Raw genomic sequence first — 19,140 nt, 5'->3', positions numbered from 1 at the left:
CTCGCAATCCACACCGAACCCGGAGGTCCTCACCCATATCAAGATCATCCTCAGCGTGTCAGCCCATCACCAACGTCCCCGAACAGCACACCTAGAGCACCTGGAGCCCTAGAGGAACTCGCCGACCAGCCAGGACACCAGGGACAGGGACCCCATCGACACCAGGGTGGACACCAGCACGCAGTCCCGCACGAACCGGCTGTCCAGGGCGTACTGGCTGGTCGCGATGAAGATGTTCTGCGCGGTGGGCAGCCCGGCGCACACGGTCACGATCATCAGCACCGGGTGCGGCAGGCCGAGCAGCAGTCCGATGCCGAGGGTGATCGCGGGCTGGGCGAACAGCTTCAGCCCCACCACGGTCGCCATCTCCACCCGCCGGGTCCCCATCGGTTCCCGGGCGCCGCCGGAGGTGAGCGACATCCCCAGCACCAGCAGCGCGGTGCCGACCCCTGCCGAGGCGAGCAGGTGCAGCGGCTGCGCCACCAGGTGCGGCAGGTGCAGCCCGCTCGCCCGGAACAGGATCCCGGTCAGCGACGCGGCGATCACCGGGGTGCGCACCGGCAGCATCAGCAGCGTCCGCCACCGCGAGCGGCCCGGCTCCCGCGCGTCGGTCTCCAGCAGCGCCAGCAGCGACGGCATCAGCACCAGCGTCTGCAGCAGGATCACCACGATGATGAACGCGGAGTCGCCGAACAGCTGCAGCAGCACCGGGATGCCCAGGTTGCCGGCGTTGGCGTAGCAGGAGGCCATCCCGCTGACCGCCCACTCCGACAGCTTGCGCCGGAACACCCACTTGCCCAGCGCGAAGCCGATCGCGCCCACCACGACGGTGCCGATCAGGAACGCGATCACGCCCGGGTTCAGCAGGGCGGTCAGCGGCGTGTCCTGCATGGTGGTGAACAGCACCGCGGGCATCGCGACGACGAAGACGTACTTCGTCAGCGCCGCCTCGGCCCCGTCGCCGAGCACGCGGAACCGGCCGAGCAGGTACCCCAGTCCGGTCAGTGCCCAGATCGGCGCGAACGCCGGCAGGACACCGCCGGTCAAAGCCGGCAGGAGCGGATGTCGGAGGCGAGCACCGCCTTCGCACCCACCTCGGCCAGCTCGTCCATGATCTGGTTGACCTTCTTGCGGGGCACCATCGCCCGCACCGCGACCCAGTCCGGGTCGGCCAGCGGCGCGACGGTCGGCGACTCCAGGCCGGGGGTGATGGCGACCGCCTTGTCCAGCAGCGTCCGCGGGCAGTCGTAGTCGAGCATCATGTACTGCTGCGCGAACACCACACCCTGCAGCCGGGCGGTCAGCTGCGCCTTCGCCTTCTGCGCGTCGCTGCCGGCGCGCTGCACCAGCACCGCCTCGGACACGCAGATCGGGTCGCCGAACGCGACCAGGTTGTGCTGGCGCAGCGTGCGGCCGGAGCCGACCACGTCGGCGATGGCGTCGGCGACGCCGAGCTGGATCGAGATCTCCACCGCGCCGTCCAGCCGGATCACCTCGGCCTCCACGCCCTGCCGGGCGAGGTCGTCGCGCACCAGCTTCGGGTAGGAGGTGGCCAGCCGCTTGCCCTGCAGGTCGGCCGGCTTCCAGTCCTGCCCGGCCGGGGCCGCGTAGCGGAAGGTGGAGCCGCCGAAGCCCAGCGCCAGCACCTCCTCGACCGGCGCGCCGGAGTCCAGCGCCAGGTCGCGGCCGGTGATGCCGAGGTCCAGCTCGCCAGAGCCGACGTAGATCGGGATGTCCTTGGGGCGCAGGAAGAAGAACTCGACCTCGTTGTTCGGGTCGAGCACGGTCAGGTCGCGCTGCTCATGCCGCTGGCGGTAACCGGCCTCGCCGAGCATCTCCGACGCCGGCCCGGCCAGCGCTCCCTTGTTCGGCACCGCAACCCGCAGCATGCCCTCACTCCTCGTTCGTTCTCGGCCCCGCTACAGGTAGCGGTACACGTCCTCGGTGGTCAGCCCGCGCCCGAGCATCAGCACCTGAACCCGGTACAGCAGCTGGGAGATCTCCTCGGCCAGCCGGTCGTCGGACTCGTGCTCGGCGGCGATCCAGACCTCGCCGGCCTCCTCGAGCACCTTCTTGCCCTGGGCGTGCACGCCGGCGTCCAGCGCCTGCACGGTGCCCGATCCCTCGGGTCGGTTGCGGGCCCGCTCGGTGAGCTCGGCGAACAGCTCGTCGAAGGTCTTCACGGTCTGTAGATCCTTCCATCCGGCCCGCCCCGGGGGCGATCCGGGCCGCCGCTGCTGACGGCGACGTCACACCAGTGCGCGCAGCGTGTCCGCGTCCACCCCGGTCAGCGAGGTGCGGAACACCCGGCGGGGGCCGGCTTCGACGGACACGTCATTGGGCACGACCAGCACGACGCAGCCCGCGGCGGCGGCCGACGCGGCGCCCGGCGGGGAGTCCTCGACGGCCACGCAGCGTGCCGGGTCCGCGCCGAGGAGCCGCGCCGCGCGCAGGTAGGGCTCGGGGTGCGGCTTGTTGAGCCCGTCCACCTCGTCACCGCAGACCGTGACGTCGAAGAACTCCCGCCCGATGGTGTCCAGCGCCAGCTCGGTCAGCGACCGCTCGGTGGAGGTGACCAGCGCCGAGGGCACCCCGGCGCGGCGCACCGCGGTCAGCGCCTCGCGGGCGCCGGGCCGCCACGGCAGCTCGTCGGCGAACAGGTTCGCCGTCCGGTCGCGGATCCACGCGCCGGTCTCCGCGACCGCCGCGGCGGTCGGCTCGTGGCCGGTCACCGTCAGCAGGAAGCCCGCGGTGGCGTCCATGTTGGACCCGACGAGCGTGAGCCGCTGCTCGGTGGATAGCGTCCCGCCCAGCCACTCCGCGCACTCGTAGAGCGCGACGTCCCACAGCTTCTCCGAGTCGACGAGCGTGCCGTCCATGTCCCAGAGCACGGCAGCAAGGCCGTCCGTCAAGTGGTTCTCCCTCTGCTCAGGTGTTGAAGTACTTGGCCTCGGGGTGGTGGGCCACGATCGCGTCGGTGGACTGCTCGGGGTGCAGCTGGAACTCCTCGGACAGCTTCACGCCGATCCGTTCCGCGTCGAGCAGCTCCACGATGGTCGCGCGGTCCTCCAGGTTCGGGCAGGCGCCGTAGCCGAGGGAGAAGCGGGCGCCGCGGTAGCCCAGTTTGAAGAAGTCCTCGACCGAGCGCGGGTCCTCGTCGGCGACCGCGCGGCCGCTGGTGAAGTGCAGCTCCTGCCGGACGCGGCGGTGCCAGTACTCGGCCAGCGCCTCGGTGAGCTGCACGCCGAGGCCGTGGACCTCCAGGTAGTCGCGGTAGGCGTCGTTCGCGAACAGCTCGTTGGCGTAATCGGCGATCGGCTGCCCCATGGTGACCAGGGTCAGCGGCAGCACGTCGACCTCGCCGGTGGCGCGGGGCCGGAAGAAGTCGGCCAGGCACAGGTAGCGGTCGCGGGTCTGGCGCGGGAACGTGAACCGCGCCCGCTCCGGGGCGTCGGCGTGCGCCTCGGTCAGCACCACCAGGTCGTTGCCCTCGGCCACGGCCGGGAAGTAGCCGTACACCACCGCGGCGTGCTGCAGGACCCCGTCGGTGGCCAGCCGGTCAAGCCAGTACCGCAGCCGCGGGCGCCCTTCGGTCTCCACCAGCTGCTCGTAGCTGGGTCCCTGCCCGCCGCGGGCGCCGCGCAGGCCCCACTGGCCGAGGAAGGTGGCCCGCTCGTCGAGCAGGGCGGCGTACTCGGCGACCGGGATGCCCTTCACCACCCGGGTGCCCCAGAACGGCGGCACGGGCACGGGAACGTCGGTCGCGACATCGGAACGGGCGGGAATGGGGGCCTCCGGCTCTCGGGCGGACTTGCGGGCTTCGGCGATGCGCAGGGACCGCTCGCGGCGGGCCTTGCGCTCCGCTCTCTTGGCCGCCTCCTCCGCACTGATCTCCGGCGCCAGCCCCCGCTTGGCCGCCATGATCGTGTCCATCAGCCGCAGGCCTTCGAAGGCGTCCCGCGCGTAGCGCACGTCGCCGTGGTAGAGCTCGGCGAGGTCGTTCTCGACGTAGGTGCGGGTCAGCGCCGCGCCGCCGAGCAGGACCGGCCAGCGCTCGGCGACTCCGCGGGAGTTCATCTCCTCCAGGTTCTCCTTCATGATCACCGTGGACTTCACCAGCAGCCCGGACATGCCGATCGCGTCCGCGCCGTGTTCGTCGGCCGCGTCCAGGATCGCGTTGACCGGCTGCTTGATACCCAAGTTGATCACGTCGTAACCGTTGTTCGACAGGATGATGTCGACCAGGTTCTTGCCGATGTCGTGCACGTCGCCCTTGACCGTGGCCAGGACGATCTTCCCCTTGCCGGAGGAGTCCGTCTTGTCCATGTGCGGCTCGAGGTAGGCCACCGCGGTCTTCATGACTTCCGCGGACTGCAGCACGAACGGCAGCTGCATCTGGCCGGACCCGAACAGCTCGCCGACGGTCTTCATGCCGGACAGCAGGGTGTCGTTGACGATGTCCAGCGCCGGCTTCTCGGCCAGTGCCGCGTCGAGGTCGGCCTCCAGCCCGGTGCGCTCGCCGTCGACGATCCGCCGCTCCAGCCGCTCGAACAGCGGCAACGCGGCCAGCTCCTCGGCGCGCGAAGCCCGGCTGGACGCGGCCGACACGCCCTCGAACAACGACATCAGCTTCTGCAGCGGGTCGTAGCCGTCCCGGCGGCGGTCGTAGACCAGGTCGAGCGCGACCTCGCGCTGCTCGTCCGGGATCCGGGCCATCGGCAGGATCTTCGACGCGTGCACGATCGCCGTGGTCAGCCCGGCTTCGACGCACTCGTGCAGGAACACGGAGTTGAGCACCTGGCGCGCGGCGGCGTTGAGCCCGAAGGAGACGTTGGAGATGCCCAGCGTCGTCTGCACCTCCGGGTAGCGGCGCTTGAGCTCGCGGATCGCCTCGATCGTCTCCAGAGCGTCGCGCCGGGTCTCCTCCTGGCCCGTGGTGATCGGGAAGGTGAGGCAGTCGACGATGATGTCGGAGACCCGCATGCCCCAGTTGGTCACCAGGTCCTCGATCGTGCGGGTGGCGACGCGGACCTTCCACTCGGCGGTGCGGGCCTGGCCCTCCTCGTCGATGCACATCACCACGACCGCGGCGCCGTGCTCGGACACCAGCCGCATGATCTTCTGGAAGCGCGAGTCCGGGCCGTCGCCGTCCTCGTAGTTGACGCTGTTGACCACGCACCGGCCGCCCAGCCGCTCCAGCCCGGCCTGCAGCACCGCGGGCTCGGTGGAGTCGAGCATGATCGGCAGCGTGGACGCCGTCGCCAGCCGCCCGGCCAGCTCGGCCATGTCCGCCGCACCGTCCCGGCCCACGTAGTCCACGCACAGGTCGAGCAGGTGCGCGCCGTCGCGGGTCTGCTCGCGCGCGATCTCCACGCAGTCCTCGTAGCGGCCTTCGAGCATGGCCTCGCGGAACTTCTTGGAGCCGTTGGCGTTGGTGCGCTCCCCCACCATCAGCACCGAGGCGTCCTGCTCGAACGGCACCGCCTGGTACAGCGAGGACACGCCCGGCTCGTGCCGCGGCCGTCGGGGGGCGCGCTCGGCGTCCCGCACCGCCTCGGCCAGCTGCCGGATGTGCTCGCCGGTGGTGCCGCAGCAGCCGCCGACCAGGCCGACGCCGAACTCGCGCACGAACCCCGACAACGCCTCGGCCAGCCCTTCCGGCGACAGCGGGTAGACCGCGCCGTCCGGGCCCAGCTCGGGCAGGCCGGCGTTGGGCATCACCGACAGCGGCACCCGCGCCGACTTCGACAGCGTCCGCAGGTGCTCGCTCATCTCGGCGGGGCCGGTCGCGCAGTTCAGCCCGATCACGTCGATGCCCAGCGGCTCCAGCGCGGCCAGCGCGGCGGCGACCTCGGTGCCCAGCAGCATGGTGCCGGTCGTCTCCACCGTGATCGAGGCGATCACCGGCACCTCGCGGCCCGCCCCGCGCATCGCCCGGCGCGCGCCCAGGATCGCGGCCTTGGTCTGCAGCAGGTCCTGCGAGGTCTCCACCAGCACCGCGTCCACCCCGCCGTGCAGCAGGCCGGTGACCTGCTCGGCGTAGGCGTCCCGCAGCCGCGCGTACGGCGCGTGGCCGAGCGTGGGCAGCTTGGTGCCCGGGCCGACCGAGCCGAGCACGAAGCGCGGGCGGTCCGGCGTCGCGTGCTCGTCGGCGGTCTCCCGCGCCAGCCGCGCCCCCGCCTCGGCCAGCTCGGCGATGCGGTCGGCGATCCCGTACTCCCCCAGGTTCGCCAGGTTCGCGCCGAAGGTGTTCGTCTCCACCGCGTCCGCGCCTGCCTCCAGGTAGGTGCGGTGGATGCCCCGCACCACGTCCGGGCGGGTCACGTTCAGGATCTCGTTGCAGCCTTCCAGGCCCGCGAAGTCGTCCAGGGACAGCTCGTGCGCCTGCAGCGCCGTGCCCATCGCCCCGTCCGCCACGACCACACGGGCGGCGAGGGCGTCCAGCAGCGGTGACGAGAAACGACCGGACATGACACCAGGCTACGGTCTCGTCACCGCCCGCCGGGTCGTAGGCTGGGTGGGTGAGTGACCCAGCCGACGCGATCCCACAGCCCGAGACCCCGGACCCGGAGGACACCACGGCCAGGGACCGGGTGATGATCCTGGCCTTCGAAGGCTGGAACGACGCAGGTGACGCGGCCAGCACGGCCCTGGAGCACCTCCAGCTGAGCTGGGACGCCAAGCCGCTCGCCGAGCTCGAGCCGGACGACTACTACGACTTCCAGGTCAGCCGCCCGACGGTGCGGATGGTGGACGGCGTCACCCGCAGGGTGGAATGGCCGACCACACGGCTGGCGATCTGCCACCCGCCCGGCTACGACCAGGACATCGTGCTGGTGACCGGCCCCGAGCCGAACATGCGGTGGCGCGCCTTCTGCCGTGAACTGCTCGACCACATCGAGGAGCTGGGGGTGACCACCGTCGTCACGCTCGGCGCCCTGCTGGCCGACACCGCCCACACCCGCCCGGTCCCGGTCACCGGCACCGCCTACGACCCGGAGGCCGCGGCCCGGTTCGGGCTGGAGCGCAGCCGCTACCAGGGCCCGACGGGCATCGTGGGCATCCTCCAGGACGCGTGCGTGCAGGCGGGCATCCCGGCGATTTCCATCTGGGCCGCGGTGCCGCACTACGTGTCCCACCCGCCCTCGCCGAAGGCGACGCTGGCGCTGCTGCACAAGCTCGAGGACGTCCTGGACGTCGAGGTGCCGCTGGGCGCGCTGCCCGAGCAGGCCGAGGAGTGGCAGCAGACGGTCAGCGAGATGGCCGAGGAGGACGAGGAGATCGCCGAGTACGTCCGGTCCCTGGAGGAGCGTGGCGACGCGGAGACCGCGATCACCCTGGAGGAGTCGAGCGGCGAGAAGATCGCCGCCGAGTTCGAGCGTTACCTGCGGCGGCGTCGACCGGGCGCGGAGGGACCGGGACCGGCAGGCCGGTGAGCGGGCGGCCCGCCCGCGCCGCGCTCTACGTCGGTGGCCTCCTCGGCCCGTTCGGGGGCGGGGTGGTGTCGTCGATGCTGCCCGAGCTGTCGGCCAGCTTCGGCGTGTCACCGGGCACCGCGGCGTCCTCGCTGACCGCCTACCTGCTGCCGTTCGCGCTGGTCATGCTCGTGTCCGGGACCTACGGCGCGCGCTGGGGCCCGGTGCGCACGATCCGGATCGCCTACGCCGGCTACGTGCTGGCGGCGGCGCTGGCCGCGCTCGTGCCGTGGTTCTGGCTGTTCCAGGTCACCCGCGGGCTGCAGGGCGTGGCCAACGCGTTCACCACGCCGCTGCTGCTGACCAAGCTCGCCGCGATCACCCCGGCCGACCGGCTCGGCCGGGCGCTCGGCACGTTCGGGGCGATGCAGGCGCTCGGGCAGACGTCCGCGCCCCTGATCGGCGGGCTGGCCGCGGAGGCCGACTGGCGGTGGGCGTTCGCCGGGATCGCGCTGGTCGCGCTGGCGCTGGCGGCGAGCCCGCTGCCGCCCGACGACCGGGCCGGCGAGCCCGGGTCGCGGCTGCGGGACGCGTGGCGGCCGGTGGTGCTGTGGGCCGGTGGCGTGGTGTTCCTGGCCTGGGCGTGCCTGGCCGGGCTGCCGTTCCTGGTCGCGTTCCGGGTCGACGACCTGTTCGCGCTGACGCCCGGGGTGCGGGGGCTGGTGCTGACCGCCTACGGGATCGCCGGGTTCCTGGCCGCGCGGCTGGTCGGCGCCGCCTCGGACCGGTTCGGGCCGCGGGTGGCGCTGGCCGCCGGGCTGCTGCTGGGCGCGGCGGCGATGGCCTCGATCGGGCTGTTCCCGTCCCTGCCCGCGGTGACGATCGCGTGGGCCGTCGGCGGGGTGTGCGGGCAGCTGGTGCTGGTCGGGATCAACGCGACGGTGCTCGGCGGGGAGGGCAACGGGCGCAGCGGCGCGATCTCGGTGGTCACCGCGCTGCGGTTCCTCGGGATGTCGGCCTCCCCCGCGGTGTTCACCGGGCTCTACCACGCCAGCCCGGCGTTGAGCTTCCTCGTCGCGGCCGGGGTGCTGGCGGCGGCGGTGCCGCTGCTGGCGTTGCGGCCGAAGTCAGAGGATGCGGCGTAGCGGGACCGGCCCGCGGGCACGCTTGCGCCACTCGCGCGGGTAGCCCAGCGACACCTCTTCGAAGCGGACGCCGTCGGCCCAGGTGGTGCGCGGGATGTGCAGGTGCCCGAACACGGCGACCTCGGCGCGGTAGCGCAGGTGCCAGTCCTCGGTGCGGGTGGTGCCGCACCACAGCGCGAACTCCGGCCAGCGCAGGGGCGCGGTCGGGTGGCGGTGCAGCGGCCAGTGCGACATCAGGACGGTGCCGTGGTCGGCGGGGACGGCGTCCAGGCGCTGCTCGCTGAACTTGAGCCGGTCGGCGCACCAGTCCTGGCGGGTGGGGAACGGGTCGGGGTGCAGGTAGAACTCGTCGGTGCACACCACGCCGGCCTCGCGGGCCTGGTCGAGCGCCTCGGCGAGGGAAGCGTCCTCGGCCTGGGGGGTGCGCCAGCTGTAGTCGTAGAGCAGGAACAGCGGGGCGATGGTGAGCGGCCGGTCCGCGTGGGGCCAGACCAGGTACTCGTCCTCCGGGGTGCGGACGCCGATCTCTCGGCAGCGCTCGACGAGGTGCCGGTAGCGGGCCTCGCCGCGCAGGTCGTTGCCGTCGCGCGGGACGGTCCACAGTTCGTGGTTGCCCGGGACCCACACCACCTCGGCGAAGCGCTCCTTGAGGGTTGCCAGGGTGGCGGTGATCGCGTCGATCTTCTCGGCGACGTCACCGGCCACCAGGAGCCAGTCCTCCGGCGAGTCCGGGCGGACTTCGTCGATCAGCGGCGCGTTGCCGTTGTGGGTGACGTGGAGGTCGCTGGTGGCGTAGAGGTGGGGCACGGCTCCACCGTAGTCATCCGCCGCACCAGCCAGAGCACCCCGAGCGCGCCCGCGACGAGGTTGAGGGCGGCCTGGAAGTTCAGCAGCGGGGTCAGGCCGATCGGGCCGACGAGCGCGCCGGCGCCGAGCATGCCGGCTACCTGGGCCAGTGCCTGCACGGCGAAGCCGGTGCTGAGCACGCGGCCGGTGCTGCCCGGCGGGCTGACGGTCTGGACGACCGACAGCAGCCCGGCGTTGAGCACGACGACCGGGACGCCGACGGCGATGAACAGTCCGATGTAGACGCCGAACGTGCTGGTCAGCGCCGGGGCGTTCCAGATGACGGCGGCGGTGAGTCCGAACGCGACGGTGCCCCAGCTGAGCAGCCGCGCGGGGGCGGCGTTGCGGGCGACGGTGGCGATGGCGAGGCCCGCGGCGAGCCCGCCGATGGCCTGGACACCGCGCAACAGCCCGGTTTCGGCTTCGCCCTGGCCGAGCGGGCCGCTGACGAACAGGACGAACAGGACGACGAACATCCCCTGCCCGGCGGACATCAGGGTGGTCATGAAGATCACCAGGCGGAGCCGGTGGTCGCGGCGGATGTCGGCGAGCCCGTCGAGCCAGGCCCGGACCGCTGGGGCCCGGTGGGCGGGCCGGGGTTCGGCGAAGCGGGGCGTGAGGAAGCCGATCGCGGCCAGGAGGGCGGCGCCGTAGGCGACGACGACGGCGCCGAGGCCGGCGAAGCCGAGCAGCACCCCGCCGAGCGCGCTGCCCCCGAGGCGGGCGACGCAGGTGCCGACGCCGAGCGCCCCGTTGGCGGCGGTGGTCTGCCCGGGAGCCAGCACGGGGACGAGCGCGCTGCGGGCGGGCTCGAACACCGCGGCGAGACCGGACTGCAGAGCCATGACAAGGTAGATCACCGGAAGGCTGCTGCCGAGCAGCGGCACCGCGACGACCACTTGGCCCGCGCACACCGCGGCGAGCAGGACGCGCCGGTTCCAGCGATCGGCGAGCACCCCGGCGACCGGACTGAGCACGACGGCGGGCAGCACGCCGGCGACCATGGTGGCGGCGGTCGCCGCGGGCGAGCCGGTGAGCGCGAAGATGTGCAGCGGCAGCGCGACCTGCAGCATCCACTCCGCGGTCTCGGCGAACATGCCGGCGGCCCAGAGCCGCGCGAAGGCGGGGGTTCTCAGTGGGCTGGGCATGGTCGCTCCTCCCCCGTGTGCTGAGCGGCGGTCGGCGGATTTGCTGTACGCGCGGTGCGGGATGGCGGGCGCGGATTGCGGGACGGCGCCCGCCCGCCGCGGGACGGTGGCTGCGCCAGGCGGGATGCTGCCCGCCCACCGCGGGACGTCCGGCGCGCCACGCCGGGCACTGCCCGCGCGCCGCGGAAGAGTGGCTGCGCCACGCGGGACGCTGGGCTCGCCAGGCGGGATGCTGCCCGCCCGTGACGAGACGTTGGGCGCGCCTGGCGGGGCACTGCCCGCCCGTGACGAGACGGTGGCTGCGCCACGCGGGATGCTGCCCGCGCGCGGCGGGACGGCGGGGGTGCCACGCGGGGCACTGCCCGCCCGTGGCGAGACGGCTGGCGCACCCTCGAGAGCTCGCCGCCCAATGGCCGGGCCGCGTTGGCGGCACATCTGTGCGCTTTCGGCGCCACGGCGCCGGGGTTGGTTGCTTCGCCGGTCGCCGGGCTGGCCGCTTGCCGCGGCGGGACCAGCCGCCGCGCAGCGGCCACCCACCTCCGCGGCATCGGCACCCCGGCCTCGGGCTTGGGCTCCCCTGGTCCGCTGCTCACCGGGCGGACCGCTCCCCACAGTGCGGCCAGCCGCCAAGGTGCGTGTCCGCATCTGGTGCCGCGGCGGGCATGCTCCTCCCCGCTCGTCCGACCCTCGGCGCACAGGCGAGGCCTGCGCCGCGCGGACGGCCCGGCGCTACTCACTCGGCTTTCCGTTCGCCTCGACGCGGGGGTACGCCCGCCAGCTCGCCTGGACCGGCCGCGCCTCCGCCGGCGCCTCCGTCCGGATGGTCGCCACGTAGGGCCGCACCAGCGCGTCGATCGCCTCGGTCAACGCCGCCAGCTCGGCCGGCGTCGCCCGCAGGGCGTAGGTGTTGATCGCCGACGCCTCCTGCCACTCGCGGTCGAACGAGCCGATCGTGTCCAGGAACCGCTGCGCCAGCACGCCGTCCTCGGCGATCCGCGCTCCCGCGGCCGCCAGCTGCGCCGTCCGCACCGCCGGGTCGGTCGCGAACTCGCCGAAGTCCAGTCCGACCGGCGTGGCCCGCCACGGCCGTTCCCGCCCGTCGGCCGCCTCGACGCGCTCCACCAGCCCCCACTGCGCCAGTTGCCGCAGGTGCCAGCTGCAGTTCGAGGCCGTCGAGTCCACCGCCTCCGCGCACTCGGTCGCGGTCCGCGGCCCGACGGCCATCAGGTAGCTCAGCAGCTCCGACCGCAGCGGGTGCGCCAGCGCCCGCATCAGCTCCGCGTCCCGGACCCGCCGTCGCGGCGGCAGCTCGGCGGCCATCGGCACCCCCAACGTGAAAGAACCCTTTCGAAAGGACTCTTTCACATCTCCGGTCGGAAAACAAGTTGCCCTCCCGCGCTAGCCTGGAAGCGCCATGAAGAACTGACATCCCGACCGACCCGCGTCCGAGGCCAGGTGGCCCGGCGGGTTCCGCCATCGCACTCCGGCCGGTGATGTCCCATGTCTTTGCGCGTTCACGAGCTGTCCTTCGCCTACGGCTACCGCGTCCTGTTCGACCGCTTCGACTTCGCCGCCGACCCCGGCCAGCGGGTCGGCCTGGTCGGCGAGAACGGGGCGGGCAAGTCCACGCTGCTGAAACTCCTGGCGGGCGCCGAGATCCCCCACGGCGGCACCGTCCACACCGGACCCGACGTGGGGTTCCTGCACCAGGAACTCCCCTACCCCGCCCACACCCCGCTCCCGGCGGTCGTCGAGGACGCGCTGGCCGGCATCCGCCGCGCGGCGCGGCGCCTGGACCGGCTCGCCGAGGCGGTCTCGGCCGATCCGTCGGAGGCGGTCCTCGCCGAGTACGGCGAGGCCCTGGAATGGGCCCAGGCACACGACATCTGGGACGCCGACCGCCGCGCCGCGGTCGTCCTGGACGGCCTCGGGCTCGGCGGGATCGACCGGCCGGTCGGCGAGCTGTCCGGCGGCCAGCGCTCCCGGCTCGGGCTGGCCGCGCTGCTCATCCGGCAGCCGGCCACGCTGCTGCTCGACGAGCCGACCAACCACCTCGACGACCCGGCGATGGAGTTCCTGGAACGCCACCTCACCGGGCTGTCCGGGACGGTGGTGCTCGCCTCGCACGACCGGGTCTTCCTGGACGCGGTGTGCACGGCGATCGTCGACCTCGATCCCGCACTGGGCGGGCCGGCTCGCTACGGCGGCGCCTACCGCGACTACCTGGCGCACAAGCGCACCGAACGCGCCCGCTGGGAGCAGCGCCACGCCGAGGAGCAGGCCGAGCTGAGGCGGCTGACGGAGGCGGTCGCGGTCACCGCGCGCGCCGTCGCCCACGACCGGCCGCCGAGGGACAACGCGAAGATGCTGTACGACTTCAAAACCGGCCGGGTGCAGAAGCAGATCTCCCGGCGGGTCCGCAACGCGCAGCAACGGCTCGACGAGCTCACCGCCAACCAGGTGCGCAAGCCCCCGCCGCCGCTGCGGTTCGCGGGCGCGCTCACCGCACCGCCGGCGAGGACGAACTGATCCTCTCCGCCCGTGGGATCCACGTGCCGGGACGGCTGGAACTGTCCGAACTGGACGTCACGGCGTCGGCGCGGCTCCTGGTCACCGGCGGCAACGGCGCGGGCAAGTCGACGCTGCTCACCGTGCTCGCCGGCCAGCTGGCGCCGCAGGCGGTGCGACGCCGGAAGGGTCTGCGCACCGGGATGCTCGCGCAGGACGTGACCCTGCCCGACCCGGCGCGGACGCCGCGCGGGCTCTACGCCGAGGCGGCCGGCCCGGACTCCCCCGCGCTGGCCGATCTCGGCTTGATCGCGCCGAGGGACCTCGACCGGCCGGCCGGGCTGCTGTCGGTCGGGCAGCGGCGACGGCTCGCGCTGGCGATCCTGATCGCCCGGCCACCGGACCTGCTGCTGCTCGACGAGCCGACGAACCACATCTCGCTCACGCTCGCCGAGGAGCTGTTCGACGCGCTGGGCTCCGCGCCCGGCGCCGTCGTCCTCGCCAGCCACGATCGGTGGCTGCGCCGGGAGTGGGACGGTGCGACCCTGCGGCTGGAGCAGGGCCGCACCGTATAGGTCGTTATACGCCGATCAGAGCTCGACGCCCAGCAGCGCGTCGACGGCGACGCGGATCAGGCCGGGCGCGCCGGTGTCGCGCCCGCCCTGCCGCAGCGCCTCGTCGGCCCACGCGTCGATCGCCCGCATCGCGTTGACCGTGTCGAGGTCGTCGGCCAGGTGGTCGCGCAGGCGGGCGACGGTGTCGTCGGCCTCCGGCCCGGCAGGCAGCGCCACGGCCTCCCGCCAGCGCGCCAGCCGCTGCTGGGCGGTGGTGAGCAGGTCGTCGGTCCACGACCGGTCGCTGCGGTAGTGGCCGGCGAACAGGGCGAGGCGGATCGCGTTCGGGTCGACGCCGTCGGCGCGCAGCCGCGACACGAACACGAGGTTGCCGCGCGACTTGGACATCTTCTCGCCGTCCAGGCCGATCATGCCGCTGTGCACGTAGTGGCGGGCGAACGGGTGCTCGCCGGACAGCGCCTCGGCGTGCGCGGCGCTGTACTCGTGGTGCGGGAAGATCAGGTCCGAGCCGCCGCCCTGCACGTCGAAGCCCATGCCGAGCCGGTTGACCGCGATCGCGCTGCACTCGATGTGCCAGCCGGGGCGGCCGGGACCGAGCTCGGACTCCCAGGACGGCTCACCCGGCCGGGCGGCGCGCCACAGCAGCGCGTCCAGCGCGTCGCGCTTGCCGGGGCGGTCCGGGTCGCCGCCGCGCTCGGCGAAGAACTTCGCCATGGTCTCGCCGTCGTAGTTCGACTCGTAGCCGAAGCGGCCGGTGGCCGAGCGGTCGAAGTAGACGTCCGGGTACTCCGGGTCGTCGGCCCGGTAGGCCGCGCCGTGCGCGAGCAGCTTCGAAATGACCTCGACGATCTCCGGGATGCTCTCCACCGCGCCGACGAACTGCTTCGGCGGCAGCACCCGCAGCGCCTCCATGTCCTCGCGGAACAGGGCGGTCTCCCGCAGGCCCAGGACCACCCAGTCGTCCTGGTCCCGCTCGGCGCGCTCCAGCAGCGGGTCGTCGATGTCGGTCACGTTCTGCACGTAGTGCACCGTGTGCCCGCTGTCCCGCCACACCCGGTTGACCAGGTCGAACGCGAGGTAGGTCGCCGCGTGACCGAGGTGCGTGGCGTCGTACGGGGTGATGCCGCAGACGTACATGCGCGCGGTCTTGCCCGGCGTGGTGGGGCGCACCTGCCCGGTGGCCGTGTCGTACAGCCGCAGCGCGCGTGGCGTGCCCGGCACGTAGGGCAGGGGTACCGAGGACCAAGTCTTCATACCCCAACCCTAGGTGGCGTTCCGGTGAACCGTCCCGCCCGGTGGGAACGTTTCGCGTCACGAAGCGGTCAGCGACCGCAGTTCGTCGACGGTGCCGAAGAACGTGTCCTGGTTGCCCGGTAGCGGGCCGGCCACCGCGGACTGCCAGAACTTCGCCGTCCAGCCGCCGGGCACCTCGCCCATCGTGGTGTTGTAGCGGGCCAGCCAGAGGACGTGGTCGGCGGCGAACGCGGTGCTGTCCGCCGTGCACGCCTTCCACCACCGGTTCGTCGTGTAGATGATCGGGGTGTGCCCGGTGCGCCGCTTCAGCTCGGTGCTGAAGTCGCGGATCCAGGCGACCATGTCCGCGGGCGACTTCGCGTAGCAGGCCGGCGTGTTCGGTGTGTCCTCCAGGTCCAGCGTCGGCGGCAGGGTCATGCCGTCGGCGAACCACTTGCCGTCGTGGGTGTGCAGGTACGCGGCCTGCTCGGCGCCGCCCGTCTTGTCCGGGCGCGTGTAGTGGTAGGCCGACCGGTACAGCCCCGCCGCCTTCGCGCCGCGGAACTGCGCCAGGAAGTTCGGGTTCACGTAGCCGACGCCCGCGGTGTCCTTCACGAACACGAACCGCGCGCCCGCCGCCCTGGCCGCGGTGAAGTCGGGCACACCCTGCGAGGCGCTGATGTCGAACCCGGCGACCGGCGCCGCGGGCTGCGCGGAGGCCACCGCGGGCGCGAACCCGGCCACCAGGGCCGTCACCACCGCCACCATCCGGAAGATCGTTTTCGCTGCCACGCCCCGGACCGTAGATCCACTTCCGGGTCATCGCGCGGCGCGTGACCGCATCGGGTGAGTCAGGCGCCCGGGAACGAGGCGGCCCACATCGCCTCCAGGCCGGCCGTCAGCTGCTCCGACGTCGGCGCCCCGTCCGGGTCGAGCAGCCACTGCACGGCCAGCCCATCGCAGATGGCGATCACGAAGCTGGCCACCGCCTGGCAGCGCGGGTCGTCCGCCGTGGTGCCGTCCGCCAGCGACCGCGCGACCAGCTCGGCGACCTTCGCGCGGCAGCGCCGGTACTGCTCGGCGAACTGCTCCCGCAGCGACTCGGTCCGCTCGGCCTGCGCCAGCGCCTCGACGTAGGACAGCAGCAGCGCCCGGCTGGCGGGCAGGCTGTCCAGCATCGCCGCCCACGCGCGCCGCCCGCGCTCGATCGGCGGGACGGCGGGCTCGGCCATCGCGATCGAGGCCAGCTTGTCGGTCCACTCCTCGAACACCTCGCCGATCGCGGCGTTGAGCAGGCCCGCCTTGGACCCGAAGTGGTACCCGATCGAGTGCAGGTTGGTGTCCGACGCCGCGACCAGGTCCCGCGCCGTGATGTGCGCGTACCCCTTCTCCTCCAGCAGCCGCCGCGCGGCGGCGAGCAGCTCTTCCCGGTGTCCCACACCGGAACCCTAGCTGGACACCCGAGTTACACGTGCGTATAAATGAGGCACCGGTCACGTCGAGGAGGTCGCGATGAGCGTCGAAACCCCGTCCCGGACGAGCGCGCTGCCGCTGCCGCCCGGCCCGAGGCTCCCGGCGGGCGTGCAGACGGTGCTCTTCGGCAACTTCCGGCACGTGCTGATGCCCCTGCTGCGGCGCCGCTACGGCGACCTCGTCCGCCTCAACCTCTACCCCGAACGGCACGTCGTGCAGCTGGCGGACGTCGACCACATCAAGGCCGTGTTCAGCGGGCCCGCCGACGTGTTCCACGCCGGCGAGGGCAACGTCATCCTCAAGCCGCTGATGGGCCCGCACTCGGTGCTGCTCACCGACGAGGACGTGCACCTGCGCGCCCGCAAGCTGCTGATGCCCGCCTTCCACGGCGCGGCGCTGCGCGGTTACCGGGAGATGATCACTGAGCTCGCCGAGGCCGAGGTCGCGAGCTGGACCCCGGGCCGGGTGTTCCGGTCGCACGAGCGCATGCAGGCGCTGACGCTGGAGATCATCCTGCGGGTGGTGTTCGGCGTCGCCGAGGGGCCGCGGCTGGACGAGCTGCGTGCCCTGCTCACCCGGATCGTCGACATCGGGGTGCTCGAACTGTTCGGCTGGCACAACGCGAAGCTGCGCCGGTTCGGGCCGTGGCGGCGCTACAGCCTGGCGCAGGACAGGGTGGACGAGCTGCTCTACGCCGAGATCGCCGACCGCCGCAAGGCCGACGACCTCGACGGGCGCGGCGACGTGCTGTCCCGCCTGCTGACGGTGCCCGCCGAGGACGACCGGCTCTCCGACGCGGAGCTGCGGGACCAGCTGATCACCCTGCTGCTGGCCGGGCACGAGACGACCGCGACCGCGCTGGCCTGGTCGTTCCACGAGCTGGCGCGGGACCCGGCGCGGCAGCGGCGGGCGATCGAGGCGGCCGACGCCGGGGACGAGAAGTACCTGGAGGCGGTGGCCAAGGAGGCGATGCGGCAGCACCCGGTGATCTCCGAGGTGGCGCGGCGGCTGACGCGCGACATCGAGATCGGCGGCTACCGGATTCCCGCCGGCTACACGGTGATGCCCTCGATCGCGCTGGTCCAGGGCGATCCGGCGCACCACGAGGACCCGGCGGCGTTCCGGCCGGAGCGGTTCCTCGACGGCGGCCCGGCGTCCGGCACGTGGTTCCCGTTCGGCGGCGGCGTGCGGCGTTGTCTCGGTGCCGGGTTCTCGCTGCTGGAGGCGACGATCGTGCTGCGGGCGGTGCTGACGCGGTTCGCGGTGGAGCCGGACCGCGCCCGCGGCGAGCACTCGAAGCCGCGGCACATCACGATGGTGCCCGGGCGGGGCGCGCGGATCGCGGTCATCCCCCGGTGAGGAGCAGGCCGCCCAGCGCGACCAGGGCGAGCACCTTGACGGCCTCGAGGACGACGTAGACGAGGTGCGCCCGGGACCGCGGGACGTCCTCGCCGGCCAGCACGCGGTCGGAGCGCCGGTTCAGCGGCGGCCGGACCACGGCGAGCTGCACGACGAGCACGACCGCGGCGACGGCGCCGGCCAGGTAGACCGGCCACCGGACGTCGGTCAGGGCGACCCCGGCCGCGACGAGGATTGCGAGCACCACCTCGGCCCGGTTGAGCGCGCGGAAGACGACGCGCCCGATGCCCAGCCCGAGCGGCACGGTCACGCCGGGAGCGCGGAACTTCAGCGGCGCCTCCACGAACGAGATGCCGAGCACCATGCCCAGCCAGAGGCAGGTGACACCACCGGCGAGTTCAGCCATGGAGAACCTCCAGTTCGGGGCGGGGGTACGGACCGGGGCAGGGCAGGTGGTTCCCGCGCGTCGCGGAGTCAGGCATCGGTTCGGCTCCGGTTCGGCGCAGGCATTCGGCGCGGGCATTCGGGGCGGCGCAGGTGGTCGCGGGCGGAGCGAGTCAGACATCGGCCGCCACCAGCTCGGCGCGGGGCCGGTTCGGAGCCGAACAGGTGGTTCGCCCGTGCCGCTGCAGCCACCGGCCGGCCCCGGCCGCGGCAGCGTTCGGAGCGGCGCGGGTCCGGGAGCGGCGAGGGCCGGTTCGGCGCCGGCCAGGTGGCTCGCCCACCGAGCCCACTCAGCCATCGACTGCCCCGGCTCAGCGCGGGGGTTCGAGTCGGCGCGGGGCCGGTTCGGCGCGGGGCAGGTGGTTCGCCCGTGCCGCTTCAGCCACCGGCCGTCCCAGGCCGCGGCAGCGTTCGGAGCGGCGCGAGGGCCGGTTCGGCGCCGGCCAGGTGGCTCGCCCACCGAGCCCACTCAGCCATCGACTGCCCCGGCTCAGCGCGGGGTTCGATTCGGCGCGGGGCCGGTGGTTCGCTCGCGCGTCGGCTCAGGCATCGGCCGCCTCCAGCTCCACCACGCACGCGTCCGGGTCGGCGAAGGGCAGCAGGCGGCTCGCGCGCAGCGGGCCGTCCGCGAGGGCGCCGTTCAGCATGCCCAGGTGCACCGAGCACACCGCGTCGCGGTGGCGGGACGCCAGCTCCAGGAACGGGCAGTGCCGCAGGCGGATCCGGTGCGGGTCGGCGGCCTGCTCGGGCTCGAAGCCCAGCTCGTCGAGCAGGCGCACCACCTGCGCGGGCGTCTCCGGACGCGCGGTGAGACGACGGCCCCACGCGGCGCCCGCCGTCTCCGGGTCGCCGGGTCCGCCGGTCAGCAGGATCTCCGCCAGCACCTCGTAGCGCCGGTCCCGGCCCCGCGCCGCCACCGGCGGCACCCGGTACTCGGCCGGCGCGTCGGCGTTCGCGACGGTCGGCTCGCGGTCGAACTCCGCGCGCCGCAGGC

The 19,140-nt window shown here is 73.3% G+C and carries 16 protein-coding genes and 1 pseudogene; 4 read left to right on the top strand and 13 right to left on the bottom strand.

The window, feature by feature from the left end; translation table 11 throughout:
* Positions 1-108 precede the first annotated feature (108 nt).
* The 5 genes from ABZ215_RS38725 to metH all read right to left on the bottom strand — a co-directional run bounded on the left by ABZ215_RS38725 (position 109) and on the right by metH (position 6,471).
* On the bottom strand, positions 109-1,047 hold the full coding sequence (locus ABZ215_RS38725; RefSeq protein ID WP_237334956.1) for an AEC family transporter: 939 nt from the start codon (positions 1,045-1,047) through the stop codon (positions 109-111).
* Positions 1,044-1,889, bottom strand: a complete 846-nt coding sequence (hisG, locus tag ABZ215_RS38720) for an ATP phosphoribosyltransferase (RefSeq protein WP_020422773.1) — start codon at positions 1,887-1,889, stop codon at positions 1,044-1,046. Before hisG ends, ABZ215_RS38725 begins: the two co-directional genes overlap by 4 nt.
* 30 nt (positions 1,890-1,919) lie before the next feature.
* Positions 1,920-2,183, bottom strand: a complete 264-nt coding sequence (locus tag ABZ215_RS38715; protein ID WP_020422772.1) for a phosphoribosyl-ATP diphosphatase — start codon at positions 2,181-2,183, stop codon at positions 1,920-1,922.
* A 66-nt stretch (positions 2,184-2,249) separates the two neighbouring features.
* Entirely contained in the window at positions 2,250-2,912 is a 663-nt protein-coding gene (locus ABZ215_RS38710; RefSeq protein ID WP_157358824.1) for an HAD family phosphatase, read from the bottom strand.
* A 16-nt stretch (positions 2,913-2,928) separates the two neighbouring features.
* On the bottom strand, positions 2,929-6,471 hold the full coding sequence (gene metH / locus ABZ215_RS38705; protein ID WP_354955564.1) for a methionine synthase: 3,543 nt from the start codon (positions 6,469-6,471) through the stop codon (positions 2,929-2,931).
* A gap of 125 nt (positions 6,472-6,596) precedes the next feature.
* Between metH and ABZ215_RS38700 the strand changes: the two genes are divergently transcribed.
* Together ABZ215_RS38700 and ABZ215_RS38695 are read left to right on the top strand one after the other, a co-directional pair.
* Entirely contained in the window at positions 6,597-7,436 is an 840-nt protein-coding gene (locus tag ABZ215_RS38700) for a PAC2 family protein (protein WP_157358829.1), read from the top strand.
* Positions 7,433-8,560, top strand: coding sequence for an MFS transporter (locus ABZ215_RS38695; RefSeq protein ID WP_020422768.1), 1,128 nt, complete (start codon positions 7,433-7,435; stop codon positions 8,558-8,560). Before ABZ215_RS38700 ends, ABZ215_RS38695 begins: the two co-directional genes overlap by 4 nt.
* Here ABZ215_RS38695 and ABZ215_RS38690 read toward each other — a convergent pair.
* The 3 genes from ABZ215_RS38690 to ABZ215_RS38680 all read right to left on the bottom strand — a co-directional run bounded on the left by ABZ215_RS38690 (position 8,543) and on the right by ABZ215_RS38680 (position 11,874).
* Positions 8,543-9,367 carry a metallophosphoesterase gene (locus tag ABZ215_RS38690; RefSeq protein WP_020422767.1) on the bottom strand — a complete coding sequence of 275 codons (825 nt, stop codon included), beginning with the start codon at positions 9,365-9,367 and terminating at the stop codon, positions 8,543-8,545. The genes ABZ215_RS38695 and ABZ215_RS38690 overlap by 18 nt on opposite strands.
* Positions 9,307-10,554 (bottom strand): MFS transporter, encoded by a 1,248-nt coding sequence (locus ABZ215_RS38685; protein WP_354955561.1) that lies wholly within the window; start codon positions 10,552-10,554, stop codon positions 9,307-9,309. The genes ABZ215_RS38690 and ABZ215_RS38685 overlap by 61 nt, the downstream gene beginning before the upstream one ends.
* Positions 10,555-11,283: 729 nt before the next feature.
* Positions 11,284-11,874 (bottom strand): helix-turn-helix domain-containing protein, encoded by a 591-nt coding sequence (locus tag ABZ215_RS38680; protein ID WP_020422765.1) that lies wholly within the window; start codon positions 11,872-11,874, stop codon positions 11,284-11,286.
* Positions 11,875-12,054: 180 nt separating this feature from the next.
* Between ABZ215_RS38680 and ABZ215_RS38675 the strand changes: the two are divergent.
* Positions 12,055-13,637 (top strand): annotated as a pseudogene (locus ABZ215_RS38675) (ABC-F family ATP-binding cassette domain-containing protein).
* A gap of 15 nt (positions 13,638-13,652) precedes the next feature.
* Here ABZ215_RS38675 and mshC read toward each other — a convergent pair.
* From mshC to ABZ215_RS38660, 3 genes are read right to left on the bottom strand one after another with little or no spacing between them, the layout of a single operon-like run.
* Positions 13,653-14,891, bottom strand: coding sequence for a cysteine--1-D-myo-inosityl 2-amino-2-deoxy-alpha-D-glucopyranoside ligase (gene mshC / locus ABZ215_RS38670; RefSeq protein ID WP_354955559.1), 1,239 nt, complete (start codon positions 14,889-14,891; stop codon positions 13,653-13,655).
* 57 nt (positions 14,892-14,948) lie between these two features.
* Positions 14,949-15,662: a GH25 family lysozyme gene (locus ABZ215_RS38665; protein WP_354955557.1), complete on the bottom strand. Its 714-nt coding sequence runs from the start codon at positions 15,660-15,662 to the stop codon at positions 14,949-14,951.
* A gap of 59 nt (positions 15,663-15,721) precedes the next feature.
* A complete protein-coding gene (locus ABZ215_RS38660) occupies positions 15,722-16,309 on the bottom strand; it encodes a TetR/AcrR family transcriptional regulator (protein WP_020422761.1) in 588 nt (195 codons plus the stop codon).
* A gap of 73 nt (positions 16,310-16,382) precedes the next feature.
* Between ABZ215_RS38660 and ABZ215_RS38655 the strand changes: the two genes are divergently transcribed.
* Complete coding sequence (locus tag ABZ215_RS38655; protein ID WP_354955555.1) at positions 16,383-17,702, top strand: cytochrome P450; 1,320 nt, start codon at positions 16,383-16,385, stop codon at positions 17,700-17,702.
* Here the strand turns inward: ABZ215_RS38655 and ABZ215_RS38650 are convergent.
* Both ABZ215_RS38650 and ABZ215_RS38645 read right to left on the bottom strand, forming a co-directional pair.
* Positions 17,689-18,108: a hypothetical protein gene (locus ABZ215_RS38650; protein ID WP_354955553.1), complete on the bottom strand. Its 420-nt coding sequence runs from the start codon at positions 18,106-18,108 to the stop codon at positions 17,689-17,691. The two genes, ABZ215_RS38655 and ABZ215_RS38650, sit on opposite strands and share 14 nt — an antisense overlap.
* A gap of 580 nt (positions 18,109-18,688) precedes the next feature.
* Positions 18,689-19,140 (bottom strand): hypothetical protein (locus ABZ215_RS38645; protein WP_354955551.1); only part of this gene is annotated, 452 nt, incomplete at its 5' end.

This window comes from Amycolatopsis sp. NPDC006131 (assembly GCF_040614175.1).
Taxonomy (GTDB): domain Bacteria; phylum Actinomycetota; class Actinomycetes; order Mycobacteriales; family Pseudonocardiaceae; genus Amycolatopsis_E; species Amycolatopsis_E tucumanensis.
The sequence above is the reverse complement of the archived record's forward strand: the minus strand, read 5'-3'. Positions and strand labels throughout refer to the sequence as shown.